Below are 21,726 nucleotides of genomic sequence, written 5' to 3'. Positions count from 1 at the left end.
CCGCAGCGATCAGGCCGGTTCGATCACTGCACAGCCCCGTCAGGCATGCTCGACGAACACGTCGGCAAATACCTGATTCCTCGGCACCCCCGCAATGAAAAGTCGCCTCGCGAACCGCTCCACACTGGCCGGCGAGCCACACACCAACGCAATGGTCTGGCGCGATGATGGCCGCAGTGTCGCCAGCGCTGCATCCAGCTGCCCTGCCAGCACCCGCTCGACAGTCACGCCCTCGATCTGCATCAACGGCTCAGCCAGGTAATGCCCTGCCTCATCATGGGCCACATGCATCACCCTGATCTCCCCCCGATGCCCCTGGCGCACCGCCTCGCGCAGGATGCCCCACAAGGGCGCAAGCCCGGTACCTGCCGCCAGCAGCCATAGCGCCTGCCCCTGCCAGTCCAGATCGTAATGCAGCGCCCCACCGCGCAGCTCTCCCAAGCGCAACGTATCGCCGACCTGCAAACCACGGGCCTTGTCGCAAAACGCGCCCGGGTGCCGGCAATCGATATGAAACTCCAGGTACGCGTCTTCGCCCGGCAGGCTTGCCAGGGAATAGGGCCGGGCCACCGGGCCGTTCCACAGCACCACATGTTGCCCCGCCTGATAACGCAATGCCCGCTCCGGCCTCAGGCGCAAGCGCAGCACATCACCCAACCAGTCCAGCGCACAGACCTGTGCAGGGATGCCGTCCAGCAGGGGGTCGAACACCGCCACGCGCAGGTCATCAGTCACCCGGCACTGGCATGCCAGTCGCCAGCCCTGAGCGTGTTTTTCCAGCGCCAGGGCCTCTGGCAGTGCATCAGCGGGTTGCCCTTCCAGGCAATGCACCAGGCAGGCATGACAGCTACCGGCACGGCAGCTGTAGGGCACGTTCAGCCCCGCATCGTTCAGGGCATCGAGCAGATTGCTGCCGGTGGGCACCGTCCAGCGGCGCTCGCCCACACAGAGTTCAGGCATGGTCATCACTTCTCCGGCTATACATCGCCACTCTAAGGCAAGCCGGCATCGGCAGCAAAAAGGATGCCCGCCGCCTGCCGACCATGGTCCAGACCACGCGCAGGTGTTTCGCAGGCACAGGCGCGCTATACTGCCGCGCCTTTTTGCGTCGGCCTGACCTGTCGACGCCTTGCCAGGCGTTTCGACACGCAGGTGTGCAGTGTCGGAAGGCCTTTACGAATGTTCCCGTCTTTAAGAGGAGCGCGCTGCATGACCGTGATCAAGCAAGACGACCTGATTCAGAGCGTCGCCGACGCCCTGCAATTCATTTCGTACTACCACCCCGTCGATTTCATCCAGGCGATGCACGAGGCCTACCTGCGTGAAGAGTCGCCTGCCGCGCGCGACTCCATCGCCCAGATCCTGATCAACTCGCGCATGTGCGCCACCGGCCACCGCCCGATCTGTCAGGATACCGGTATCGTCACCGTATTCGTGCGCGTCGGCATGGACGTGCGCTGGGACGGCGCCACCCTGAGCGTCGACGACATGATCAACGAAGGTGTGCGTCGCGCCTACAACCTGCCTGAAAACGTCCTGCGCGCTTCGATCCTGGCCGACCCGGCCGGTGCCCGCAAGAACACCAAGGACAACACGCCAGCCGTCATCCACTACTCGATCGTCCCAGGCGACAAGGTCGAAGTCGATGTGGCAGCCAAAGGCGGCGGCTCGGAAAACAAGTCGAAGATGGCCATGCTCAACCCGTCCGACTCGATCGTCGACTGGGTTCTGAAGACCGTTCCGACCATGGGTGCCGGCTGGTGCCCGCCCGGCATGCTCGGCATCGGCATCGGCGGTACCGCCGAAAAAGCTGCGGTCATGGCCAAGGAAGTGTTGATGGAGTCCATCGACATCCATGAACTCAAAGCCCGTGGTCCGCAGAACCGCCTCGAAGAAATCCGCCTGGAGCTGTTCGAGAAGGTCAACCAGCTGGGTATCGGCGCCCAAGGCCTGGGCGGCCTGACCACCGTGCTCGACGTCAAGATCATGGACTACCCGACCCACGCCGCCTCGCTGCCGGTGTGCATGATCCCCAACTGCGCCGCCACCCGTCACGCGCACTTCGTGCTCGACGGCTCCGGCCCGGCCGAACTGGAAGCCCCGTCGCTGGACGCCTACCCGGAAATCGTCTGGGAAGCAGGCCCGAGCGCCCGCCGCGTCAACCTCGACGACATCACCCCGGAAGAAGTCGCCAGCTGGAAACCGGGCGAGACCATCCTGCTCAACGGCAAGATGCTCACCGGCCGCGATGCCGCGCACAAGCGCATGGTCGAGATGCTCAACCGTGGCGAAGCGCTGCCGGTTGACCTCAAAGGCCGCTTCATCTACTACGTCGGCCCGGTCGACCCGGTCGGTGACGAAGTGGTAGGCCCGGCTGGCCCGACCACCGCCACCCGGATGGACAAGTTCACCCGCCAGATCCTTGAGCAAACCGGCCTGCTGGGCATGATCGGCAAGTCCGAGCGTGGCCCGACCGCCATTGAAGCGATCAAGGACAACAAGGCCGTTTACCTGATGGCCGTCGGCGGCGCCGCCTACCTGGTGGCCCAGGCGATTCGCAAGTCCAAGGTGCTGGCCTTCGCCGAACTGGGCATGGAAGCGATCTACGAGTTCGAAGTCAAAGACATGCCGGTCACCGTCGCGGTGGACAGCAACGGTGAGTCGGTGCACATCACCGGCCCTGCGCTGTGGCAGAGCAAGATCGCCGAAAGCCTGGCGGTGGAAGTCAAGTAATCGGTATCGGGGCCGCGTCGCGGCCCCGATTCACGCAATACGCTCGAACTGCTCTGGCCAATCGCGCCGGGTAAAGACCTGCCCCTGCTCCCTCACCCGCCGGACCGCTCCCAGGTCCACATCGCATAGCAGCCATTGGCTGCCCGCGGGGCTCAGCGTTTCGCTTTCACCCACCACGCCATTGCTCGGCATGCCATGATCCGGCGGCACGAACAACCCCGCACGCCCAACGTTCTCATCCAGCGCCGGTGACCACGGTGCCGAGCCCACAGTCGGGCTCTGCAACAGCGCTATCTGGTTTTCCAGCGCCCGCGCCTGAATACCGATGCGCACGCGGTGGTAGCCCGCTTCGGTGTCGGTACAACTGGGCGCCAGAATCAGGTCGGCCCCCGCTTCGGCCAGGTGCCGCGCCAGCAGCGGGAACTCATTGTCATAGCAGATCAGGATGCCCAGGCGGCCGAGGCGCGTATCGAATACCCGCAGCCCCTGGCCCGCGCTGATGCCCCAGTGTTCTCGCTCGAAACGGGTCATCATGAGTTTGTCCTGATGCCCAAGCATACCTTCCGGCCCGAACAGCCAGGCCCGGTTGCGATAGTGCCCATCGTTGTCCAGCACCGGCAGGCTGCCCGGCTGCAGGTACACCCCCAAGCGCCGGGCGATGCCTTCGCACAGCGCCAACCAGGGTTCGACCAACGGCTGAACACCGGCGATGGAGGCTTTCAGGTCGCCGCGCTGGTCGGCAGGCAACTGGCCGCTGAGCACCATGCCGGCGTATTCAGGCAACAGCAGCAATTGAGCGCCCGCCGCCACCGCCTCGGCGCATACGCGTTGCAGGTGCTCGGCGTAAGCACTCCAGGATTCATGCAACTCGATGGCGTACTGGCAGGCCGCCACACGGATCATATCGGTAATTCCTTGAGCCAGAACGACATGATCTTGTCGCTGCTTTCCTGCTCGTCCAGGTCGCGCCAGGCGTAATGCGTGCGCAGGGACGGGTCATGCAGGAAGCCCCGGTTTCGCCAGAAACCGTGCAATGGCTTGTAGTTGGCAGGCCGCCTTGGGTGCACGCCAGGGCGCTCGACGGTGCAGAAGGCGCAGCAATCGAACTCGGCCAGCTTGTGCGCGTAAGACTCGCGCTCGATGAAGAAGCGCACACCCAGGCCTTGGCCACGGTATTGGGGCAGTACCACCGATTCGCCGAAGTAGTACACGCTGGCCGGGTCGCGACCCTGCGCCAGAAATGGCTGCTGAAACTGGGGCGCAACGTCCACCAGCGGCACCCCGGTCGAGGCGCCCACCACCTGGCCATTGTCCAGGGCCAGCACTACCAGGCTGCGGCCGGAACGCGCATAAGCTGCCAGGTACTCGGCTTCATACTCCAGCGTGCCGTCATAGAGATAGGGGAACTCGCGGAAAACGGTCAGGCGCAGACGAGCGAGGTCATCGATGTAAGGCGCGATAGCGGCGCCGTGCAACAGGCGTATTTCCATGCTTGGCGGTCGTTTTGTCGATGTGGATGACGCGCTCGGCTAAGCCGGGCTTGAGGGGAAACCCTATCATCCGAACCAAGACTGCACCTTTCCCCTACACGACAGGAACTGTTCCATGACCGCTACCGAACTGGTAAATGCCTACTACGCGGCGTTCAATGCCGGCGACATGCCTGCCTTCCTTGCCTTGCTCAGCGAAGACGTGATTCACGACATCAACCAGGGCGAGCGGCAAATGGGCAAGGCCAGGTTTGCCGCGTTCATGGACAAGATGAACCGCTGCTACCGCGAGCGCCTGGCCGATATCGTGGTGATGCAAAATGCCGACGGCAGCCGCGCGGCAGCCGAGTTCACCGTACATGGCGAGTACCTGGCCGATGATGAGGGATTGCCTGCGGCCAAGGGGCAGACCTACGTGCTACCGGCAGGCGCCTTCTTCTACATTCACTGCGGGAAGATTGCCCGGGTAAGCAACTACTACAACCTCAATGACTGGGTCGAGCAGGTGGGTTGAACCCAGCAGCGCCGGCAAGCCGGCGACCAGGCCGGCTCAGCTGATGCGCGTTCCCAGCACCTTGAGGAAGGCCGCAAGCCATGCCGGGTGCGCCGGCCACGCTGGCGCTGTGACCAGGTTGCCATCCACGTGCGCCTGGTCCACGGCGATATCGATGAACGTGCCCCCTGCCAGGCGCACCTCCGGCGCACAGGCCGGATACGCACTGCACTCACGCCCTTCGAGCACGCCAGCCGCCGCCAGCAACTGCGCCCCATGGCAAACCGCCGCAATCGGCTTGCTGGCCTGGTCGAATGCCTTGACCAGCGCCAGCACGCGCTCATCCAGGCGCAGATACTCAGGGGCACGCCCACCGGGGATCAGCAAGGCATCGTAGCTTTCGGCACGGACCTGGACGAAATCATGATTGAGGGCAAAGTTGTGGCCAGGCTTCTCGCTGTAGGTCTGCTCGCCTTCGAAATCGTGGATCGCCGTGCGCACCGTCTGCCCCGCGATTTTCTCCGGGCACACCGCATGCACCGTGTGGCCCACCATGCTCAAGGCCTGAAAAGGCACCATCGCCTCGTAGTCCTCGACGTAGTCGCCCACCAGCATGAGAATCTTCTTCGCAGTCATCGCCATCCACTCCTTCGGTAATTGGGGAAGCACCCTGCACGATAGTCTGCTTCAGTTACGGCGGTCGAGCAGGTTGACCACCAGCCGGTCCATCCAGCCCCATATCCGCTGCTTCAGACGACGCCACAGTGGCCGGGCGTGCCAGTGGTCAAGGTCGACTTCGTGGCTGAGGGCGAAATCGCGTTCGAAGCTGGCGACCACGGCGGCCGTCAGCGGCGGGTCCAAGGCCTCGACGTTGGCCTCCAGGTTGAAGCGCAGGTTCCAGTGATCGAAGTTGCACGAGCCGACGCTGACCCAATCATCCACCAGCGCCATCTTCAGGTGCAGGAAGCACGGCTGGTATTCATAGATACGTACCCCCGCGCGCAATAAACGAGGGTAGTAACGATGGCCGGCGTAGCGGACCGAGGGGTGATCGGTCCGCGGGCCGGTGAGCAGCAGGCGCACATCGACGCCCTTGCCTGCCGCCCGGCGCAGCGAACGGCGCACGCTCCAGGTTGGCAGAAAATAAGGTGTGGCCAGCCAGACGCGCTGCTTGCCGCTGTTGAGCGCACGCACCAGCGAATGCAGGATGTCACGGTGCTGGCGGGCGTCGGCATAGGCCACGCGGCCCATGCCCGGGCCATGCACCGGCACCTTGGGCAGGCGCGGCAGGCCGAAGCCCTCAGCGGGGCGCCAGGCAGTACGGCGGTGGTTGGCCTGCCACTGGCGGTCGAACAGTAGCTGCCAATCGCTGACCACCGGGCCGTGCATCTGCACCATCACCTCATGCCACTCGCTGGTCGCTTCGCCCGGCGTCCAGAACTCATCGGTGACACCGGTACCCCCTACCACCGCCAGGCGCTCGTCGACCAGCAGCAGCTTGCGATGGTCGCGATACAGGTTGCGCAGGCCGCGGCGCCAGCGCAGGCGGTTGTACCAGCGCAGGTACACACCGGCATCGAGCAGGCGTTGGCGCAAAGCCGAATTGAACGCCAGCGAGCCGTAGTCATCGAACAGGCACCGCACGCGTACCCCACGCCGGGCGGCCTGCTCCAGTGCATCGACCACCGCTTCGGCGCACGCCCCGGCCTCGACCAGATACAACTCAAGATCGACCTGGGCTTGCGCATCCACGATCGCCTGAAGCATGCGTGGAAAGAATTCGGGGCCGTCGATCAGCAGTTCGAACTGGTTGCCATCACGCCAGGGAAAGACCGGCCCCGGCATGTCAGCGGGCGTTGAAAATCAGCACCGCATTGACCGGTACCGTCGGGTTGATGGATTTGAGCTTGGCGAACTTGCGCAAGGTTTCCAGCCCGGGCAGCAAGCCGAAATCGTGGGCCTGCAAAATCAGTGGCTCAAGGGTCACCACCTGAAAGCGCCGCGCATCGAGGCGGGTTGCCAGCAACAAGGCGTTGTAGCTGTGCGACTGGCCATGCAGCGTAACGGTCAACGGCAGGCGCAGTTCGATCTGCGCGCCATCGGCCAGGTCGTTTATCGGCCGCAGGTCGAGCTGGGCCTTGACCGTCGCTTCGGCAAAGCGGCCGACCTCGAACAGATCGTCACGCATACGCTCGTCCCGCAGCGGGATACCACTGCTGACCGAATCCATCTCGATACGCAGCCCGGCGGCGCCTTTGCGGTCGACGGTACCATGCAGCACCAGAAAACGATGGACTTCGGCCGTGTCGCCGTCCTTGCCGGTGACGAATGAAAGGCGTGAGGACTCACCATCGAGGTGCCAATTGGCGTGAGCGGGCAGGCACAGAGCCAGCAACAGGGCGGGTAAAAGACGGGGCAGCTTGAACATGACAGATCTCGTGAAACCAGACCGCCAACCTTACCCGGCCCTTTTCATGGCAGCAAGCGGCAGCCAACCTGCGCGCCCTGCCATGCCGCCTGATTGCGCTGGCCCAGCCCTGCGGCACTGACCAGACGCCGCTGGCTGTCTTCCTCCAGCATGCTCAACGGCAACCACTGCGCTACATAACCCCGACAATAGTCAGGGTCCAGGCCCATGACGAAACGGCACGAGCAATACTCCTTGGCCGAATAAGCCGAAAGAATACCCGGGAAGTCCGCCAATGCCTGGCGCTCCAGCCAGGCCCAGCCCAGCAAGGCGACCAGCACCAGCCCCAGCAGCCGCTTCATGCCCCCTCCTTGGCCAGCGCTGTCAGCACGCGCCTTAGCAGTTCGTTATGGCTGTAACTGCCATCACGGTCATCGGCGTAGCGGACGATGACCAGCTTGTGGCTCGGCAGTATGTAAAGGGCCTGGCCCCAGTGGCCGAGGGCGGCATAGGTGTCCGCCGGCGCGTCAGGCCAGGGCAAGGTACTGCCCGGCAGTGGCTGGTTGAGCCACCAGTGGCCACCGGGGTTGGCTTCCCCGGGCAGCGGTGTGGCTTGGCTGAACAGGGTACGATTGAAGGCAACCCAGCTTGCCGGCAGCAACTGGCGGCCACCCCAGCGCCCTTCACGCTGCATCAACAGGCCGATGCGTGCCAGGTCGCGGGCACTGAGGTAGAGGTAGGAAGAGCCAACGAAGGTGCCACTGCCATCGCGCTCCCACACGGCGCTGTGAATGCCCAGCGGGGTGAACAGCGCTTGCCAGGGGTAGTCAGGGTAAGCACCGCCCTTGAGCATGCCGCGCAATGCGGCGGCCAGGACATTGCTGTCGCCACTCGAATACAGGAATCGCTGCCCAGGCGCTTCGGCAACGGGCCTTGCAGCGGTATACGCGGCCATGTCATGGCGCCCTCGGGTATAGAGCATTGCCACCACCGAGGATTTCAGCGGTGCGTATTCGTAGTCTTCCTGCCAGGCCAGGCCACTGGCCCAATGCAACAGGTCGGCCATACGCACATCGGGGTGGGCCTGCATGGGCGGGTAATAGCGTGCTGCGGGGTCCTGCAACTGAAAACGCCCCTCGCCCTGGGCCACGCCCAGCACTGTCGCCAGTACGCTCTTGCTCACCGACCAGGTCAGGTGGGCGGTTTTCGCGGTGGTAGGCGCGGCGTACCGCTCGTGCAGGATGCGGCCGTCGCGGATGATCAGCAGGGCGTCGCTGCGAATGCCGCTGCGCCGGGTGGTATCGCGCTCCGGGAAGGCATAGCTATCGACAGCCTGCCAGTCGATGGCCGTGGTGTCGGCTTGCCACTCTGGCAGGGGCCAGTCCTCTGCCCTGGCCGAACCGACCGCCACCGCCAGGATGATCAACCCTGTCTTGAACATGAACGCCTCTAGGGGCCGCAGGGCGACCCGGGTGTCAACGGATCAGGCGATCCTGCCAGGCGTTCATGACAATCCGGCAGCCTCCCAAGCCTTGGCCAGGCGCTTTTCCCGAGCAGCCGTCGCCAGCGCCATGACGCCCTGATCGCGCTGCCACAGCTGCGCCCATAGCGCCGGCCCGGCCGACAGTGCTTCGTCGAGGGACGGCTTCAGTGCCTGAAACTGCGCAAACAAGCCCGCCAGCAATAAATGGCAGCCGACACTGTCGGCGCACTGGCGGCTGGCCTCGGCACAACCCGCCAACAAGCCGATCAGGCGCAACCGCAGCGCCTGTTGCCAGCCGCTTTCCTGCGCTACGCCATACAACCAGGCAACCATCGCCGCCAGCACGTACAGATCTTCCAGTGAACGAAACGGTTTGACGTATGCATCCCAACCATCACCGGCGAGCAATTCGCAGGCAGCCTGGCGCAGTTGCAGGCGCCCGTGGCCGACATCAGGCATCAATGGCAGGGTCGGCAACGCCTCCAGGGTCACCCCTGGCTCACCCGGGTAAACCACCCCCAGGCTAAGGCGCGGTGCTTCACCCTGCCCCTCGCTGCGCGCCGCCACCAGCAGCCATTCGGCGTCAAGCCCGGCGGTCACGAAGTCCTTGCTGCCGGTCAGGCGCAAACCCTCCAGGCGCGTCTGCATGTGCGCCGGGCGCACGCTACGCCCCTCGGTGGCGCACAGCGCGCCGAGGGTGGCGGGGGCGCTGGGCCACAGCGCACGCAAGGCGGCCTGGTAGCCAAGCAGAAACGCCAGGCCAGGTGTGGCCATGGCGCGCCCACCGAGCACCGCCAGCTCGAACGGGGCGCACCCGCCGAGGCGCTCGAGTTGCGCGGCATAGAGCTCGCCCAAGGTATCGGCCAGAGGCTGGCGAAAGGGATCGTTGAGTCGTTGCAACCAGGCCATCGGACGCTCCTCTCATAAGCGCTTGTCAGGGGTGTCACGCAAGCATCACCAAAGGTTCACAGGGGTGACACCGCGCCTACCTAGGCTGACTTTGCACAACAAAGCCGACCGGCCGCAACCCTTCATGGCTGGCTTAGGGAGACTCGCAATGACTCGGACCGCTCGCTCTGGCGACAACAGCACTGAACGCCGTCTGCAAGCCGAACGCCTGGTCGGCGCCGCGGCCCTGCAGGAAGCACAGGCCCTGCGCTACAAAGTGTTCAGCGCAGAATTCAAGGCCAGGCTCAAGGGCGCTGAACTGGGCCTGGACATGGATGACTACGACGTACACTGCCAGCACATCGGCGTACGCGACCTGAGCACCGGCGAACTGGTCGCCACCACCCGCCTGCTCGACCATCAGGCCGCCAGCAGCCTGGGGCGTTTCTACAGTGAAGAAGAATTCAGCCTGCACGGCCTGCTGCAACTGCAGGGGCCAATCCTCGAACTGGGCCGCACCTGCGTGGACCCCGGCTACCGCAACGGCGGCACCATCGCCGTGCTCTGGGGCGAGCTGGCCGAAGTGCTCAATGAAGGCCGTTACAGCTACCTGATGGGCTGCGCGAGCATCCCCATGCAGGATGGCGGTGTTCAGGCCCATGCTGTCATGCAACGGCTGCGCGAGCGCTACCTGTGCACCGAACATCTGCGTGCAGAACCGAAGAACCCGCTGCCCACCCTGGCCCTGCCGCACAATGTCATCGCTGAAATGCCGCCGCTGCTGAAGGCCTACATGCGCCTGGGTGCGAAGATCTGCGGTGAACCCTGCTGGGATGAGGACTTCCAGGTTGCCGACGTGTTCATCCTGCTCAAGCGTGATGACCTGTGCCCGCGTTACGCCCGCCACTTCAAGGCAGCGGTCTGATGCCCAAGCTGCGGGTGTTCGCCCGCCTCGCAAGGCTGTTATTGGTGCTGCTCTTGGGCATGCTCATGGCCAGCGTGATCGCCGTCGGCGAACGCCTGGGCAGCAAAGCCTCCATCGAGCGCCGCCAGCGCTGGACCTGCCTGTTCATGAAGCGCCTGGTCGCGGCCCTGCCCTTCGACGTGCAGGTAATCGGTGAACTGCCCCAACGGCCGATGTTGTGGGTCAGCAACCACGTGTCCTGGACCGATATCCCACTGCTCGGCATGCTGCTGCCGCTATCGTTCCTGTCCAAGGCCGAAGTCCGCCACTGGCCAGTGGCGGGCTGGCTGGCGGAGAAAGCCGGCACGTTGTTCATCCGCCGCGGCGGCGGCGACAGCCAGCGCCTGCGTGAACAGATCAGCGCACAACTGGGCGACGCCAGGCCGCTGTTGATCTTCCCCGAAGGCACCACGACCGACGGGCGCCAGGTGCGGACCTTCCACGGGCGTTTGCTGGCAGGGGCCATCGATCAGGGTGTGGCAGTGCAGCCCGTTGCCCTTGCGTACTTGCGCAATGGCGAGGCTGACCTGGTTGCGCCGTTCATTGGTAACGATGACCTGGTGGCCCACCTGTTGCGCCTGTTCGCCGAGCCGCGGGGTAAGGTGTGCATTCACCTGTTGCAGCCGATCAGCAGCGTGAACAAAGAGCGCGCGGCATTGGCATTGCAGGCGCAGCAGGCCATCGAGCGGGCGTTGTTCGGCGTTGGCGAAGTGGAGGTGGCCCTGGGCCGACAGGCTCAGGTGGCTTGATGCTCGATTGGCAGTTCAGCGCTAGGTGCCAGCCCTCTGCGCTGCGGCAAACGCCTGCAACTGCGGATAGAACTCACGGAAATCCGCCAGCAACGGCTCGTATAGCCGCTCAAGCTCCGTCATCACGCCCATCATGCCCTCAGGCCTGGACAAGCGTCGCCCAATGCCGTTGAAGACCTGCTCCAGGGTGGCAAAATCGCCATAGGCCCCCAGCCAGTCATCTGCGGCCATCGAGGGCGCAATGCGTGCCAAGCGTTCTGGCAACTCGGGCTCGGCCAGCAACACGCGATAGAACGCACCGGTAAACTGCGCCAGCGGCTGCTCGGCGTAGTCGCCCCAATGGTGTGCCAGGCAATGGTCGAAAAACACATCCACGATGATGCCGGCATAGCGGCGCCGCTCCCGGGGGAACCGCGCCAGCGCCGCCAACACCAGCGGGTGTTGATCGGTATAGCTGTCGATATGCCGATGCAGACGGATGGCAGCTTCCAGCGTCGGCGCAAAGCGCCCCTCCAGCGAGCCTTTGACAAAATCGCCATACAGGCTGCCAAGCAATTGTTGCGGCGCCGGGCCGCCCAGGTGCAGGTGTGCGAGGTAGTTCATGGGCGCAGTTTAGCACCGTGCACTCATATATCGTTATAACGCGATATAACGATTCGCGCTCAGCTCAGAACGACTTCATATTTCTATATCGCGAAATACCGATTTATATTTCGTCACATCACGATATATGGCTACACCATGAGCCCCACACCATGCCTCTCGATCTCGACGAAATAATAAAAGCCCTGGCCCACCCGGTCCGGCGAGAAATCCTCAACTGGCTCAAAGACCCGGCAGCGCACTTTCCTGCCCAACACCACAGCACCGAGCACGGTGTCTGTGCCGGGCAGATCGATCAACGCTGCGGCCTGTCGCAGTCGACCGTTTCGGCCCACCTGGCGACCTTGCAGCGCGCTGGCCTGGTCAGCAGCCAGAAGATCGGCCAGTGGCATTTTTTCAAACGCAACGAAGCCACCATCCAGGCGTTTCTCGAACAACTGCGCCAAGCGCTTTGACCCAGCAGGTAAACACTTATGACCACGCTTTTCGATCCGATCACACTGGGCGATGTGCAACTGCCCAACCGCATCATCATGGCGCCACTCACCCGCTGCCGCGCCGACGAAGGCCGGGTGCCCAATGCGCTGATGGCCGAGTACTACGTGCAGCGCGCCAGCGCCGGGCTGATCCTCAGTGAAGCGACTTCGGTCACGCCCATGGGCGTCGGCTACCCTGATACGCCAGGCATCTGGAACGACCAACAGGTACGCGGCTGGAACAACGTGACCAAGGCCGTGCACGGCGCGGGCGGTCGCATATTCTTGCAGTTGTGGCATGTTGGCCGCATTTCCCACCCCAGCTACCTGAACGGTGAGTTGCCGGTGGCGCCCAGCGCCATCCAGCCCAAGGGCCATGTCAGCCTGGTGCGACCGATCACCGAATACCCGACCCCGCGTGCCTTGGAAAGCGAAGAAATCGCCGACATCGTCGAGGCTTACCGCAGTGGCGCAGAGAACGCCAAGGCGGCCGGTTTCGATGGCGTGGAGATCCACGGCGCCAACGGCTATCTGCTCGACCAGTTCCTGCAGAGCAGTACCAACCAGCGCACCGACCGCTACGGTGGTTCACTGGAAAACCGTGCCCGCCTGCTGCTGGAGGTGACAGACGCCGCCATCGGCGTGTGGGGCGCAGGCCGGGTCGGCGTGCACCTTGCACCGCGCGCAGACGCCCATGACATGGGTGATGCCGACCGCGCCGAAACGTTCACCTATGTCGCGCGGGAACTGGGCAAGCGGGGTATCGCCTTCATCTGCTCGCGGGAGAAGGAAGCCGATGACAGTATCGGCCCGCTGATCAAAGCAGCGTTCGGTGGCCCTTACATCGTCAACGAGCGGTTCGACAAGGCGAGTGCCAATGCTGCATTGGCCAGTGGCAAGGCAGATGCGGTGGCATTTGGCGTGCCATTCATTGCCAACCCGGACCTGCCGGCACGCCTGGCAGCCGATGCGCCGTTGAACCAGGCGCACCCGGAAACCTTCTATGCCAAGGGGCCGGTGGGGTACATCGATTACCCGCGGCTGTAAGCCCGAACGCCAGGGCCGCTTTGCGGCCCTGCGCGACGCATGGCTGACCTATGGATGATCCTGTAGAAGCGCCCTGGCCTGACGTAAGGAGGGCAAAGCCCTCCCGCAAGGCCTCAAGGACGGGCGTTGATCTGCTGCTGCAGGTTCCGAATCTGGCTTTGCAGGGTGTTGAAGTTGCGGGTCGTCTGGCCACGAAACGCATCGAACTCCTGAACCGAAGCACTACCGGCAGCCGCCGCAGCTGGGCGATTGTCCACCTGGCTTTTCAATACCAGCACGTCCTGCTCCAGGCTCTCGATCGCCGCTTTCGGGTTGCCCTGCTTCTTCAGCGCGGCCACCTCCTCGCTAAGGCTCTTGAGCTGCCCATCGAGCTTGCCGCCATCCACCTGGCCCGACTTCAACGCCGCCAGCTCGGCATTCACCGATTTCAACTGCGCCTGTAACTGAGTTTGCAGTTCAGTTACCGCCTTTTGCTGTTCGCGGGTATCGGCCAGCACCTGCTCCAGGCGCTTGCCCAAGTCACCCGTTTGCCCTGCCACGCCCTGCTGTTGCTTGCCCTGCTCGGCCAGGCTGGCCTGCAATTGGCGGATCTGCAGCTTGAGCGCTTCACTGCCGGTGGTGGTAGAGGTCTCAGTGGCAGCGACCTTGCCACTGATCGCCTGCAAACGCCCCGCTGCTTCCTCGCTGATGCGCGCAAAGCTTTCCTGGGTAGCCACCAGTTGCTGCTCCATCAGCGAGATTTGCTGAAAGCTCCACCAGCCGAGCCCGGCCAAGGCGATGAACGAGGCCCCCAGCAACGCCCACAAAGGGCCCGTGCTGGCGGGCCTGACGGCCTTCTGACGGTTGCGCGAGACCCGCGCCGGCAAGAGTTCGTCGTCATCCGGGGTGCCGGCACGCAGGGTTGGCACATCATCAAAATCGTCGTGGGCATCGTTGCGCATGGATAGATTCAACCGCGGTAGTAGCAAAGAGACATGAGTATAAACCGCTCAAGCGGCGCACTGATGACCATCATCCAGGCGCCTGGTTCACTGAGCAAAAGGCTGGTGCTTCCACCACGCGCAGAATTCATCCAGCGCCGTCCACAGGCTGACCTTGGGTTGATAATCCAGGTACTGCCGGGCGCGGCTGATATCCAGCGTGAAATCGCGGTTCATCACCTGCATCCCCAGGCGCGTGAGGGTGGGCTCGGGTCGCCCGGGCCAGAGCATGCAAGCGGCTTCGTTGAGCGCCGCCATACTGTAGGCCAGGCCATAGGCGCGATAACGGGTCACCTGGGGCAACTGCATCTGGCGCATGACGTAATTGATCACATCCCACAAGGGTAACGGTTGGCCATTACTGATGTTGTAGGCCTGCCCTAAGGCGCGATCATCGGCGAACAGCGCGCCCAGCAATGCCTCGTTGAGGTTGTGCACGCTGGTGAAATCGACTTTGTTCAGGCCGTTGCCGATGATCGCCACGCGGCCCTTGCGCTGCATCTGCATCAGCCGCGGGAAAATACTGGCGTCACCGGCGCCGGTCACGAAACGCGGGCGCAGCGCCAGCACTTCGAGCCCGAACTCCTGGGCGCCGAAGACCTTTTGCTCGCCAAGGTATTTGGTCTGCGCGTAGGGGTGGTGAAAACGACGCGGCACCTGGTCTTCGCGGATATCCAGGCGCGAGCGGCCATTGAAGTAGATCGACGGCGACGACAGGTGCACGAGGCGACGGACGTGCTCCTTCAGGCAGCCTTCGACCACATTCTCGGTGACCACCACATTGCCCTGGTAAAAATCCTGATAGCGCCCCCAGGTGCCCACCGCCCCGGCGCAATGCACCACCGCCTCGACGCCCTGGCACAGGCGCCGGGCCAGTTCGGCGTCACCGAGGTCGCCAGGGATGAACTGCGCACCACGCTTGACCAGGTGCTCGACGCCTTCGGCGCGGCGGCCGCTGACCCGCACATCCAGGCCTTGCTCCAAGGCAAAGCGCGCAAAGCGCCCGCCGATGAAGCCGCTCGCGCCAGTGACCAGAATTCGCATGTAACACTCCGCCTCAGATTTCAGATGCAACAGACGCCGGCCGCCACTACAACGGCACCAGCCAATGCTGTGCTGTGTGGCGCAGGTGTTCGGTCAGTTGCGCGAGCAGTTGCCCGCCATTGCGCCAATGATGCCAGTACAGCGGCACATCGATGGGGGTATCGGTAGATATTTCCACCAGTTGCCCGCTTTTCAACTGTTCGCGGGCCTGCAACTCTGGCACCAGGCCCCAACCCAGGCCGGCTTCGGTCATGCGCAGGAAGCCTTCGGACGAGGGGCAAAGGTGGTGCAGGAAGCCATCCTCGATACCTAGAGAAGCGAGGTATCGGTGCTGCAGAAAATCGTCCGGGCCGTACACGATCGCCGGCGTGCGGGCCAGCCGCCGGGCCTCGAAGCCCCCAGGGAAATAGCGCGCCATGAATGCCGGGCTGGCCAGCGCCCGGTAGCGCATGGCGCCCAGCGGCATGCTGCGCGCGCCCGCCACCGGCCGCTCGCTGCCGCACAGGCAGGCTGCCACTTCCCCGGCACGCATGCGCTTGAGGCCGACTTCCTGGTCTTCCACCACAAGGTCGGTAAGTACCTGCTGCTCGGCGCAGAACGAACCCACCGCGCCTGCCCACCAGGTCGCCAGGCTATCCGCGTTGAGCGCAATGCGCAGACGCTCTGGCATGCCTTCCTCATCCAGTGCCGGTACCTGGCGCTGCAGGTCACGTTCGAGCAGCCGCACCTGCTGCACATGGTTGAGCAACTGGCGCCCGACCTCCGTCGGGCTCGGTGGCGCGGCGCGCACCAGCACCGGCTGGCCAACCCGCGCCTCGAGCAGTTTGATGCGCTGTGAGATAGCCGATTGCGACAGCCCCAGTACCTGCGCTGCACGTTCGAAACCACCTTGCTCGATCACGGCCGCGAGGGCGGCCAGCAGCTTGTAGTCGAACATCGATTTCCCTAATGACGGATCAGCATGATTTGTTTTTCTTATACAGGGTCGATCGCCACAATAGCCAGCATCTTCTTTGGAGTATCTGCCATGTGGCAAAGCTATCTGAACGGCATGCTGGTGGCCCTCGGCCTGATCATGGCCATCGGCGCCCAGAACGCCTTCGTCCTGGCGCAGAGCCTGCGCCGTGAGCATCACCTGCCGGTGGCAGCACTGTGCATCGTCTGCGACGCTCTGCTGGTCGCCGCCGGGGTATTCGGACTGGCGACGGTGCTGGCACACAATCCGACGCTGTTGGCGGTCGCACGTTGGGGTGGCGCGGTGTTCCTGCTCTGGTACGGCGCCAAAGCGCTGCGTAGCGCCTGTTCCAAGCAGAGCCTGCAGCATCAGCAAGGCCAAGGCATGCGTTCGCGGCGTGCGGTGCTGCTCAGCGCATTGGCCGTGACCCTGCTGAACCCACATGTGTACCTGGACACGGTGTTGCTGATCGGCTCGCTGGGCGCCCAGCAGACCGTACCCGGCGCGTATGTGGCAGGCGCCGCCAGCGCTTCGCTGCTGTGGTTCTCGACCCTGGCGATCGGTGCTGCATGGCTGGCGCCCTGGCTGGCCCGCCCGGCGACCTGGCGTATGCTCGACCTGATGGTGGCGGTAATGATGTTCGCCGTGGCGGCGCAACTGGTCTTTTCTTGAGCTGCAAGCTGCAAGCTGCAAGCTGCAAGCTTCAAGCGGCAAGCGGCAAGCGGCAAGCGGCAAGCGGCAAGACTGTACGCGGTCCGCTTCTACTTGCAGCTTGAAGCTTGAAGCTTGCAGCTCTCCTGCCCCGGGGCGCCACCCGTCGGCGGCGGGCAACCGCTCTGGAACCTCTATTCCCTATCTTTGTTGCGTGGTTATGCGCCGGGGCTGGTGCTATGATCCAGCCCTTGCGTCGCAAAGAGTACAAACTCGCCGACGCACATAGGGCCGCCCGTGATCGGCCTTGCGCAAACCGCGAACTAGACCTGAATCAGGAGATCCACCATGGCTTTTGAATTGCCGCCGCTGCCGTACGCCCACGATGCCCTGCAGCCGCACATCTCCAAGGAAACCCTGGAGTATCACCACGACAAGCACCACAACACCTACGTCGTGAACCTGAACAACCTGGTCCCAGGCACCGAATTCGAAGGCAAGACCCTGGAAGAGATCGTCAAGAGCTCTTCGGGCGGCATCTTCAACAACGCCGCTCAAGTCTGGAACCACACCTTCTACTGGAACTGCCTGTCGCCAAACGGCGGTGGCCAGCCTACCGGTGCACTGGCTGACGCCATCAACGCCGCATTCGGCTCCTTCGACAAGTTCAAGGAAGAGTTCACCAAGACCTCGGTTGGCACCTTCGGCTCCGGCTGGGGCTGGCTGGTCAAGAAAGCCGACGGCTCCCTGGCCCTGGCCAGCACCATCGGTGCCGGCTGCCCGCTGACCAGCGGCGACACCCCGCTGCTGACCTGCGACGTCTGGGAACACGCCTACTACATCGACTACCGCAACCTGCGTCCGAAGTACGTCGAGGCATTCTGGAACCTGGTCAACTGGGCCTTCGTTGCCGAACAGTTCGAAGGCAAGACCTTCAAGGCCTGATTGCCAGCGCCTTGACCAAGAAACCCGGCCATGCGCCGGGTTTTTTTATGGCCGGCGCCGGCATCCCAGCCTGCCCATCAACAGTTTTCCCAGCGGCTCTTGCTCACCCCGCATAGCGCGCTAACATCAAACGTCTGGAAGTTCGCAACAGCGCACTCAAGTTGCAGGGTCAGGCAACCGATACACTGCTAAGGGCAGCCCACCGGCCGATAGTGTATTGCCAAGGTTAATGGCAAAATGATGCCATTGCATGGATTAAGGAAACCCCATTGAAGCTGGAATTGCGGAACAGCTTATCGGTCAAGTTGCTCAGGGTCGTGCTCCTTTCGGCGCTGGCGGTCGGTGTCGTTCTCAGCTGCGCGCAGATCGTGTATGACACCTACAAGACCCGCCAGACCGTCGACAACGACGCCCATCGCATCCTCGACATGTTCCGTGACCCGTCGACCCAGGCGGTCTACAGCCTCGACCGGGAAATGGGCATGCAGGTCATGGAAGGCCTCTTCCAAGACAATTCCGTGCGCCAGGCTTCCATCGGCCACCCCAATGAAACCATGCTCGCCGAAAAGTCCCGCCCGCTGCAGGACTCGCCAGTACGCTGGTTGACCGACCTGTTGCTTGGCCAGGAACGCACCTACACCACGCAATTGGTCGGCCGCGGCCCCTACAGCGAGTACTACGGTGACCTGAGCATCACCCTGGACACTGCCGCCTACGGTGAAGGTTTCCTGCTCAACGCCATCATCATCTTCATTTCCGGCGTGCTGCGCGCCCTCGCCATGGGCCTGGTGCTGTACCTGGTCTACCACTGGCTGCTGACCAAGCCGCTGTCGGAAATCATCGAGCACCTCACCCAGATCAACCCTGACCGCCCCAGCCAGCATCAGATTCCGCTGCTCAAAGGCCATGAAAAAAACGAACTGGGCATCTGGGTCAATACAGCCAACCAGCTGCTGGCCTCGATCGAGCGCAATACCCATCTGCGCCACGAAGCCGAAAACAGCCTGCAACGCATGGCCCAATACGACTTCCTGACCGGGCTGCCGAACCGCCAGCAACTCCAGGCACAGCTCGACAAGATCCTTACAGACGGCTCCCGCCTGCAGCATCGCGTTGCCGTACTGTGCGTAGGCCTGGACGACTTCAAAGGCATAAACGAGCAGTTCAGCTATCAGGTCGGCGACCAATTGCTGCTCGCCCTGGCTGACCGCCTGCGCGCCCACAGTGGCCGCCTGGGGGCGCTGGCGCGCCTGGGTGGCGACCAGTTCGCCCTGGTGCAGGCCAATATCGAACAGCCCTACGAGGCCGCAGAACTGGCGCAGAGCATCCTCGACGACCTGGAAGCGCCATTCGACCTGGACCACCAGCAGATTCGCCTGCGCGCCACCATCGGCATCACCCTGTTCCCTGAAGACGGCGACAGCACCGAGAAGCTGCTGCAAAAGGCCGAGCAGACCATGACGTTGGCCAAGGCCCGCTCGCGCAACCGCTACCAGTTCTACATCGCCAGCGTCGACAGCGAGATGCGCCGGCGCCGTGAATTGGAAAAGGACCTGCGCGAGGCGTTGTCGCGCAACCAGTTGTTCCTTGTTTACCAACCGCAGATCAGCTACCGCGACCACCGCGTGGTCGGCGTCGAAGCCTTGCTGCGCTGGCAGCACCCTGAACTGGGCATGGTCCCGCCGGACCAGTTCATCCCGCTGGCCGAACAGAACGGCAACATCATCGCCATCGGCGAGTGGGTACTCGACCAGGCCTGCAGGCAACTGCGTGAATGGCACGACCTGGGCTTCAGCGAACTGCGCATGGCAGTCAACCTGTCCACCGTGCAACTGCATCACAGCGAACTTCCACGCGTGGTCAACAATCTGCTGCAGGCTTACCGCCTGCCACCGCGCAGCCTGGAGCTGGAAGTGACCGAAACCGGCCTGATGGAAGACATCAGCACCGCCGCCCAGCATCTGCTCAGCCTGCGTCGCTCCGGTGCGATGATCGCCATTGACGACTTCGGCACCGGTTACTCGTCGCTCAGCTATCTCAAGTCGCTGCCCCTGGACAAGATCAAGATCGACAAGAGCTTCGTCCAGGACCTGCTCGACGACGATGACGATGCCACCATCGTTCGGGCAATCATCCAGTTGGGCAAAAGCCTGGGCATGCAGGTGATCGCCGAGGGCGTGGAGACGTCCGAGCAGGAAGCCTACATCATCGCCCAAGGCTGCCATGAAGGTCAGGGCTATCACTACAGCAAGCCACTGTCGGCACGCGAGCTGACCAGTTTCCTGCGCCAGGCCCAGCGCAATCAGGTTTCTGCGTTATAACCCCTGCCCCTGCTGGCTCCAGCGCGTTGCCGGCATTTGCCTAATTGCGCCACCACCCCTTTACAGCAAATGCAAATCTTTCGCATGATGTTGTCGTTTTACGTGCCACGGCGCACTGTCCAACCACACGACGCAGGGAAACCAACAATGATTCGTAAGCCTCTGGCCACCGCCAGTCTGCTGGCCATCGCCATCGCTCTCGCCGGTTGCGGTGAAAGCAAGGACGAGAAGGCCGCCGCCCCGCAAGCTGCGGCACCTGCTGCAAGCACCGCCGCCGCGGCTCCGGCTGCTGTCGACGAAGCGGCCGGCAAGGCCGTGGTCAAGCATTACACCGAGATGGTCTACGCCGTTTACAGCGACTCGCTGAGCACCGCCAAGTCCCTGCAGACCGCCATCGATGCCTTCCTCGCCAAGCCCAACGACGACACCCTCAAAGCGGCCAAAGAAGCCTGGGCTGCAGCACGCGTACCGTACCTGCAGAGCGAAGCCTTCCGCTTCGGCAACACCATCATCGACGACTGGGAAGGCCAGGTGAACGCCTGGCCGCTTGACGAAGGCCTGATCGACTACGTCGACACGAGCTACGAACATGCGCTGGGCAACCCGGCTGCAAGCGCCAACATCATCGCCAATACCGAGATCCAGGTCGGCGAGGAGAAGGTCGATGTCAAGGACATCACCCCTGAGAAGCTGGCCAGCCTGAACGAACTGGGCGGCTCCGAAGCCAACGTCGCCACGGGCTACCACGCCATCGAATTCCTGCTCTGGGGCCAGGACCTCAACGGCACCGGCCCGGGCGCAGGCAACCGCCCTGCTTCCGACTACCTCGAAGGTGAAGGCGCCACCGGTGGCCACAACGAGCGTCGCCGCGCCTACCTGAAGGCGGTCACCGAGCTGCTGGTCAAGGACCTCGAAGAAATGGTCGGCAACTGGGCGCCGAACGTCGCCGACAACTACCGCGCCACGCTGGAAGCCGAGCCTGCCACAGACGGCCTGCGCAAGATGCTGTTCGGCATGGGCAGCCTGTCGCTGGGCGAACTGGCTGGCGAGCGCATGAAGGTCTCGCTGGAAGCCAACTCGCCGGAAGACGAGCAGGACTGTTTCAGTGACAACACCCACTACTCGCACTTCTACGACGCCAAGGGCATCCGCAATGTCTACCTGGGCGAGTACAGCCGCACCGACGGCACCAAGCTGACCGGCCCAAGCCTGTCGTCGCTCGTGGCCAAGGCCGACCCGGCCGCCGACGCTACCCTCAAGGCCGACCTGGAAGCGACCGAGGCCAAGCTTCAGGTCATCGTCGACCACGCGCTCAAAGGCGAGCACTACGACCAACTGATCGCTGCCGACAACGCTGCCGGCAACCAGGTCGTGCGTGACGCCATTGCCTCGCTGGTCAAGCAGACCGGTGCGATCGAGCAGGCTGCGGGCAAGCTGGGCATTGCCAACCTGAACCCGGACACTGCCGATCACGAATTCTGATTCGGCATTGCCAGG

At 63.5% G+C, this 21,726-nt stretch carries 23 protein-coding genes; 10 read left to right on the top strand and 13 right to left on the bottom strand.

Annotated features, from left to right (window positions below; all coding sequences use genetic code 11):
• Positions 1-39: 39 nt before the first annotated feature.
• Positions 40-960, bottom strand: coding sequence for an iron-sulfur-binding ferredoxin reductase (locus tag ACIPZC_RS14690; protein ID WP_400627881.1), 921 nt, complete (start codon positions 958-960; stop codon positions 40-42).
• Between the two features lie 249 nt (positions 961-1,209).
• Between ACIPZC_RS14690 and ACIPZC_RS14685 the strand changes: the two genes are divergently transcribed.
• Positions 1,210-2,733 carry a fumarate hydratase gene (locus ACIPZC_RS14685; RefSeq protein ID WP_016488901.1) on the top strand — a complete coding sequence of 508 codons (1,524 nt, stop codon included), beginning with the start codon at positions 1,210-1,212 and terminating at the stop codon, positions 2,731-2,733.
• 30 nt (positions 2,734-2,763) lie between these two features.
• Here ACIPZC_RS14685 and ACIPZC_RS14680 read toward each other — a convergent pair whose 3' ends face one another.
• On the bottom strand, positions 2,764-3,636 hold the full coding sequence (locus tag ACIPZC_RS14680) for a carbon-nitrogen hydrolase family protein (protein WP_400627679.1): 873 nt from the start codon (positions 3,634-3,636) through the stop codon (positions 2,764-2,766).
• Positions 3,633-4,223: a GNAT family N-acetyltransferase gene (locus ACIPZC_RS14675; protein ID WP_349976182.1), complete on the bottom strand. Its 591-nt coding sequence runs from the start codon at positions 4,221-4,223 to the stop codon at positions 3,633-3,635. Before ACIPZC_RS14675 ends, ACIPZC_RS14680 begins: the two co-directional genes overlap by 4 nt.
• Before the next feature lie 115 nt (positions 4,224-4,338).
• Between ACIPZC_RS14675 and ACIPZC_RS14670 the strand changes: the two genes are divergently transcribed.
• Entirely contained in the window at positions 4,339-4,737 is a 399-nt protein-coding gene (locus tag ACIPZC_RS14670; RefSeq protein WP_241804766.1) for a nuclear transport factor 2 family protein, read from the top strand.
• A gap of 36 nt (positions 4,738-4,773) precedes the next feature.
• Here the strand turns inward: ACIPZC_RS14670 and ACIPZC_RS14665 are convergent, their stop codons facing one another.
• The 6 genes from ACIPZC_RS14665 to ACIPZC_RS14640 form a co-directional block, all read right to left on the bottom strand.
• A complete protein-coding gene (locus tag ACIPZC_RS14665) occupies positions 4,774-5,352 on the bottom strand; it encodes a DJ-1/PfpI family protein (protein WP_241804765.1) in 579 nt (192 codons plus the stop codon).
• Positions 5,353-5,403: 51 nt separating this feature from the next.
• Entirely contained in the window at positions 5,404-6,561 is a 1,158-nt protein-coding gene (locus ACIPZC_RS14660) for a phosphatidylserine/phosphatidylglycerophosphate/cardiolipin synthase family protein (RefSeq protein WP_349976180.1), read from the bottom strand.
• A gap of 1 nt (position 6,562) precedes the next feature.
• Positions 6,563-7,144, bottom strand: a complete 582-nt coding sequence (locus tag ACIPZC_RS14655) for a YceI family protein (RefSeq protein ID WP_241804763.1) — start codon at positions 7,142-7,144, stop codon at positions 6,563-6,565.
• A 44-nt stretch (positions 7,145-7,188) separates the two neighbouring features.
• Positions 7,189-7,485 carry an amidase gene (locus tag ACIPZC_RS14650; protein WP_400627675.1) on the bottom strand — a complete coding sequence of 99 codons (297 nt, stop codon included), beginning with the start codon at positions 7,483-7,485 and terminating at the stop codon, positions 7,189-7,191.
• Positions 7,482-8,564, bottom strand: coding sequence for a serine hydrolase (locus ACIPZC_RS14645; RefSeq protein ID WP_241804761.1), 1,083 nt, complete (start codon positions 8,562-8,564; stop codon positions 7,482-7,484). The genes ACIPZC_RS14650 and ACIPZC_RS14645 overlap by 4 nt, the downstream gene beginning before the upstream one ends.
• A 63-nt stretch (positions 8,565-8,627) precedes the next feature.
• Complete coding sequence (locus ACIPZC_RS14640; RefSeq protein ID WP_400627673.1) at positions 8,628-9,515, bottom strand: acyl-CoA dehydrogenase; 888 nt, start codon at positions 9,513-9,515, stop codon at positions 8,628-8,630.
• A gap of 148 nt (positions 9,516-9,663) precedes the next feature.
• Here ACIPZC_RS14640 and olsB point away from each other — a divergent pair, with 148 nt between their 5' ends.
• Entirely contained in the window at positions 9,664-10,419 is a 756-nt protein-coding gene (gene olsB, locus ACIPZC_RS14635; RefSeq protein ID WP_400627671.1) for an L-ornithine N(alpha)-acyltransferase, read from the top strand.
• Positions 10,419-11,207 (top strand): lysophospholipid acyltransferase family protein, encoded by a 789-nt coding sequence (locus ACIPZC_RS14630; RefSeq protein WP_241804758.1) that lies wholly within the window; start codon positions 10,419-10,421, stop codon positions 11,205-11,207. Before olsB ends, ACIPZC_RS14630 begins: the two co-directional genes overlap by 1 nt.
• Before the next feature lie 21 nt (positions 11,208-11,228).
• Here the strand turns inward: ACIPZC_RS14630 and ACIPZC_RS14625 are convergent, their stop codons facing one another.
• Positions 11,229-11,810, bottom strand: a complete 582-nt coding sequence (locus tag ACIPZC_RS14625) for an ACP phosphodiesterase (RefSeq protein WP_267821214.1) — start codon at positions 11,808-11,810, stop codon at positions 11,229-11,231.
• 152 nt (positions 11,811-11,962) lie between these two features.
• Here ACIPZC_RS14625 and ACIPZC_RS14620 point away from each other — a divergent pair, with 152 nt between their 5' ends.
• Positions 11,963-12,265, top strand: coding sequence for a helix-turn-helix transcriptional regulator (locus ACIPZC_RS14620; protein WP_241804756.1), 303 nt, complete (start codon positions 11,963-11,965; stop codon positions 12,263-12,265).
• Between the two features lie 18 nt (positions 12,266-12,283).
• Positions 12,284-13,333, top strand: a complete 1,050-nt coding sequence (locus tag ACIPZC_RS14615; protein WP_241804755.1) for an alkene reductase — start codon at positions 12,284-12,286, stop codon at positions 13,331-13,333.
• 113 nt (positions 13,334-13,446) lie between these two features.
• Here the strand turns inward: ACIPZC_RS14615 and ACIPZC_RS14610 are convergent, their stop codons facing one another.
• From ACIPZC_RS14610 to ACIPZC_RS14600, 3 genes are all read right to left on the bottom strand, one after another.
• Positions 13,447-14,274: an ATPase gene (locus ACIPZC_RS14610; RefSeq protein ID WP_241804754.1), complete on the bottom strand. Its 828-nt coding sequence runs from the start codon at positions 14,272-14,274 to the stop codon at positions 13,447-13,449.
• A gap of 87 nt (positions 14,275-14,361) precedes the next feature.
• Entirely contained in the window at positions 14,362-15,357 is a 996-nt protein-coding gene (locus ACIPZC_RS14605; RefSeq protein ID WP_400627668.1) for an NAD-dependent epimerase/dehydratase family protein, read from the bottom strand.
• 46 nt (positions 15,358-15,403) lie between these two features.
• Positions 15,404-16,294 carry a LysR family transcriptional regulator ArgP gene (locus tag ACIPZC_RS14600; RefSeq protein WP_241804752.1) on the bottom strand — a complete coding sequence of 297 codons (891 nt, stop codon included), beginning with the start codon at positions 16,292-16,294 and terminating at the stop codon, positions 15,404-15,406.
• A 90-nt stretch (positions 16,295-16,384) separates the two neighbouring features.
• Here ACIPZC_RS14600 and ACIPZC_RS14595 point away from each other — a divergent pair, with 90 nt between their 5' ends.
• The 4 genes from ACIPZC_RS14595 (at position 16,385) to ACIPZC_RS14580 (ending at position 21,711) form a co-directional block, all read left to right on the top strand.
• Positions 16,385-16,984, top strand: a complete 600-nt coding sequence (locus tag ACIPZC_RS14595) for a LysE/ArgO family amino acid transporter (protein WP_241804751.1) — start codon at positions 16,385-16,387, stop codon at positions 16,982-16,984.
• 327 nt (positions 16,985-17,311) lie between these two features.
• Positions 17,312-17,908, top strand: coding sequence for a superoxide dismutase (locus ACIPZC_RS14590; RefSeq protein ID WP_003255187.1), 597 nt, complete (start codon positions 17,312-17,314; stop codon positions 17,906-17,908).
• A gap of 269 nt (positions 17,909-18,177) precedes the next feature.
• Positions 18,178-20,229, top strand: coding sequence for a putative bifunctional diguanylate cyclase/phosphodiesterase (locus tag ACIPZC_RS14585; protein ID WP_400627665.1), 2,052 nt, complete (start codon positions 18,178-18,180; stop codon positions 20,227-20,229).
• Positions 20,230-20,376: 147 nt separating this feature from the next.
• Positions 20,377-21,711, top strand: coding sequence for an imelysin family protein (locus ACIPZC_RS14580; RefSeq protein ID WP_400627663.1), 1,335 nt, complete (start codon positions 20,377-20,379; stop codon positions 21,709-21,711).
• Positions 21,712-21,726: the final 15 nt, after the last annotated feature.

Source organism: Pseudomonas sp. NPDC089743 (assembly GCF_044748785.1).
Lineage (GTDB): Bacteria > Pseudomonadota > Gammaproteobacteria > Pseudomonadales > Pseudomonadaceae > Aquipseudomonas > Aquipseudomonas putida_X.
The sequence above is the reverse complement of the archived record's forward strand: the minus strand, read 5'-3'. Positions and strand labels throughout refer to the sequence as shown.

Excerpts from the sequence above, each read along its gene's own strand:
- ACIPZC_RS14655 (WP_241804763.1), bottom strand. The coding sequence starts at position 7,144 with ATGTTCAAGCTGCCCCGTCTTTTACCCGCCCTGTTGCTGGCTCTGTGC.
- ACIPZC_RS14595 (WP_241804751.1), top strand. The coding sequence starts at position 16,385 with ATGTGGCAAAGCTATCTGAACGGCATGCTGGTGGCCCTCGGCCTGATC.
- ACIPZC_RS14680 (WP_400627679.1), bottom strand. The coding sequence starts at position 3,636 with ATGATCCGTGTGGCGGCCTGCCAGTACGCCATCGAGTTGCATGAATCC.
- ACIPZC_RS14665 (WP_241804765.1), bottom strand. The coding sequence starts at position 5,352 with ATGACTGCGAAGAAGATTCTCATGCTGGTGGGCGACTACGTCGAGGAC.
- ACIPZC_RS14590 (WP_003255187.1), top strand. The coding sequence starts at position 17,312 with ATGGCTTTTGAATTGCCGCCGCTGCCGTACGCCCACGATGCCCTGCAG.
- olsB (WP_400627671.1), top strand. The coding sequence starts at position 9,664 with ATGACTCGGACCGCTCGCTCTGGCGACAACAGCACTGAACGCCGTCTG.
- ACIPZC_RS14600 (WP_241804752.1), bottom strand. The coding sequence starts at position 16,294 with ATGTTCGACTACAAGCTGCTGGCCGCCCTCGCGGCCGTGATCGAGCAA.
- ACIPZC_RS14625 (WP_267821214.1), bottom strand. The coding sequence starts at position 11,810 with ATGAACTACCTCGCACACCTGCACCTGGGCGGCCCGGCGCCGCAACAA.
- ACIPZC_RS14615 (WP_241804755.1), top strand. The coding sequence starts at position 12,284 with ATGACCACGCTTTTCGATCCGATCACACTGGGCGATGTGCAACTGCCC.
- ACIPZC_RS14675 (WP_349976182.1), bottom strand. The coding sequence starts at position 4,223 with ATGGAAATACGCCTGTTGCACGGCGCCGCTATCGCGCCTTACATCGAT.
- ACIPZC_RS14580 (WP_400627663.1), top strand. The coding sequence starts at position 20,377 with ATGATTCGTAAGCCTCTGGCCACCGCCAGTCTGCTGGCCATCGCCATC.
- ACIPZC_RS14630 (WP_241804758.1), top strand. The coding sequence starts at position 10,419 with ATGCCCAAGCTGCGGGTGTTCGCCCGCCTCGCAAGGCTGTTATTGGTG.
- ACIPZC_RS14610 (WP_241804754.1), bottom strand. The coding sequence starts at position 14,274 with ATGCGCAACGATGCCCACGACGATTTTGATGATGTGCCAACCCTGCGT.
- ACIPZC_RS14645 (WP_241804761.1), bottom strand. The coding sequence starts at position 8,564 with ATGTTCAAGACAGGGTTGATCATCCTGGCGGTGGCGGTCGGTTCGGCC.
- ACIPZC_RS14640 (WP_400627673.1), bottom strand. The coding sequence starts at position 9,515 with ATGGCCTGGTTGCAACGACTCAACGATCCCTTTCGCCAGCCTCTGGCC.
- ACIPZC_RS14660 (WP_349976180.1), bottom strand. The coding sequence starts at position 6,561 with ATGCCGGGGCCGGTCTTTCCCTGGCGTGATGGCAACCAGTTCGAACTG.
- ACIPZC_RS14650 (WP_400627675.1), bottom strand. The coding sequence starts at position 7,485 with ATGAAGCGGCTGCTGGGGCTGGTGCTGGTCGCCTTGCTGGGCTGGGCC.
- ACIPZC_RS14685 (WP_016488901.1), top strand. The coding sequence starts at position 1,210 with ATGACCGTGATCAAGCAAGACGACCTGATTCAGAGCGTCGCCGACGCC.
- ACIPZC_RS14690 (WP_400627881.1), bottom strand. The coding sequence starts at position 960 with ATGCCTGAACTCTGTGTGGGCGAGCGCCGCTGGACGGTGCCCACCGGC.
- ACIPZC_RS14620 (WP_241804756.1), top strand. The coding sequence starts at position 11,963 with ATGCCTCTCGATCTCGACGAAATAATAAAAGCCCTGGCCCACCCGGTC.
- ACIPZC_RS14605 (WP_400627668.1), bottom strand. The coding sequence starts at position 15,357 with ATGCGAATTCTGGTCACTGGCGCGAGCGGCTTCATCGGCGGGCGCTTT.
- ACIPZC_RS14670 (WP_241804766.1), top strand. The coding sequence starts at position 4,339 with ATGACCGCTACCGAACTGGTAAATGCCTACTACGCGGCGTTCAATGCC.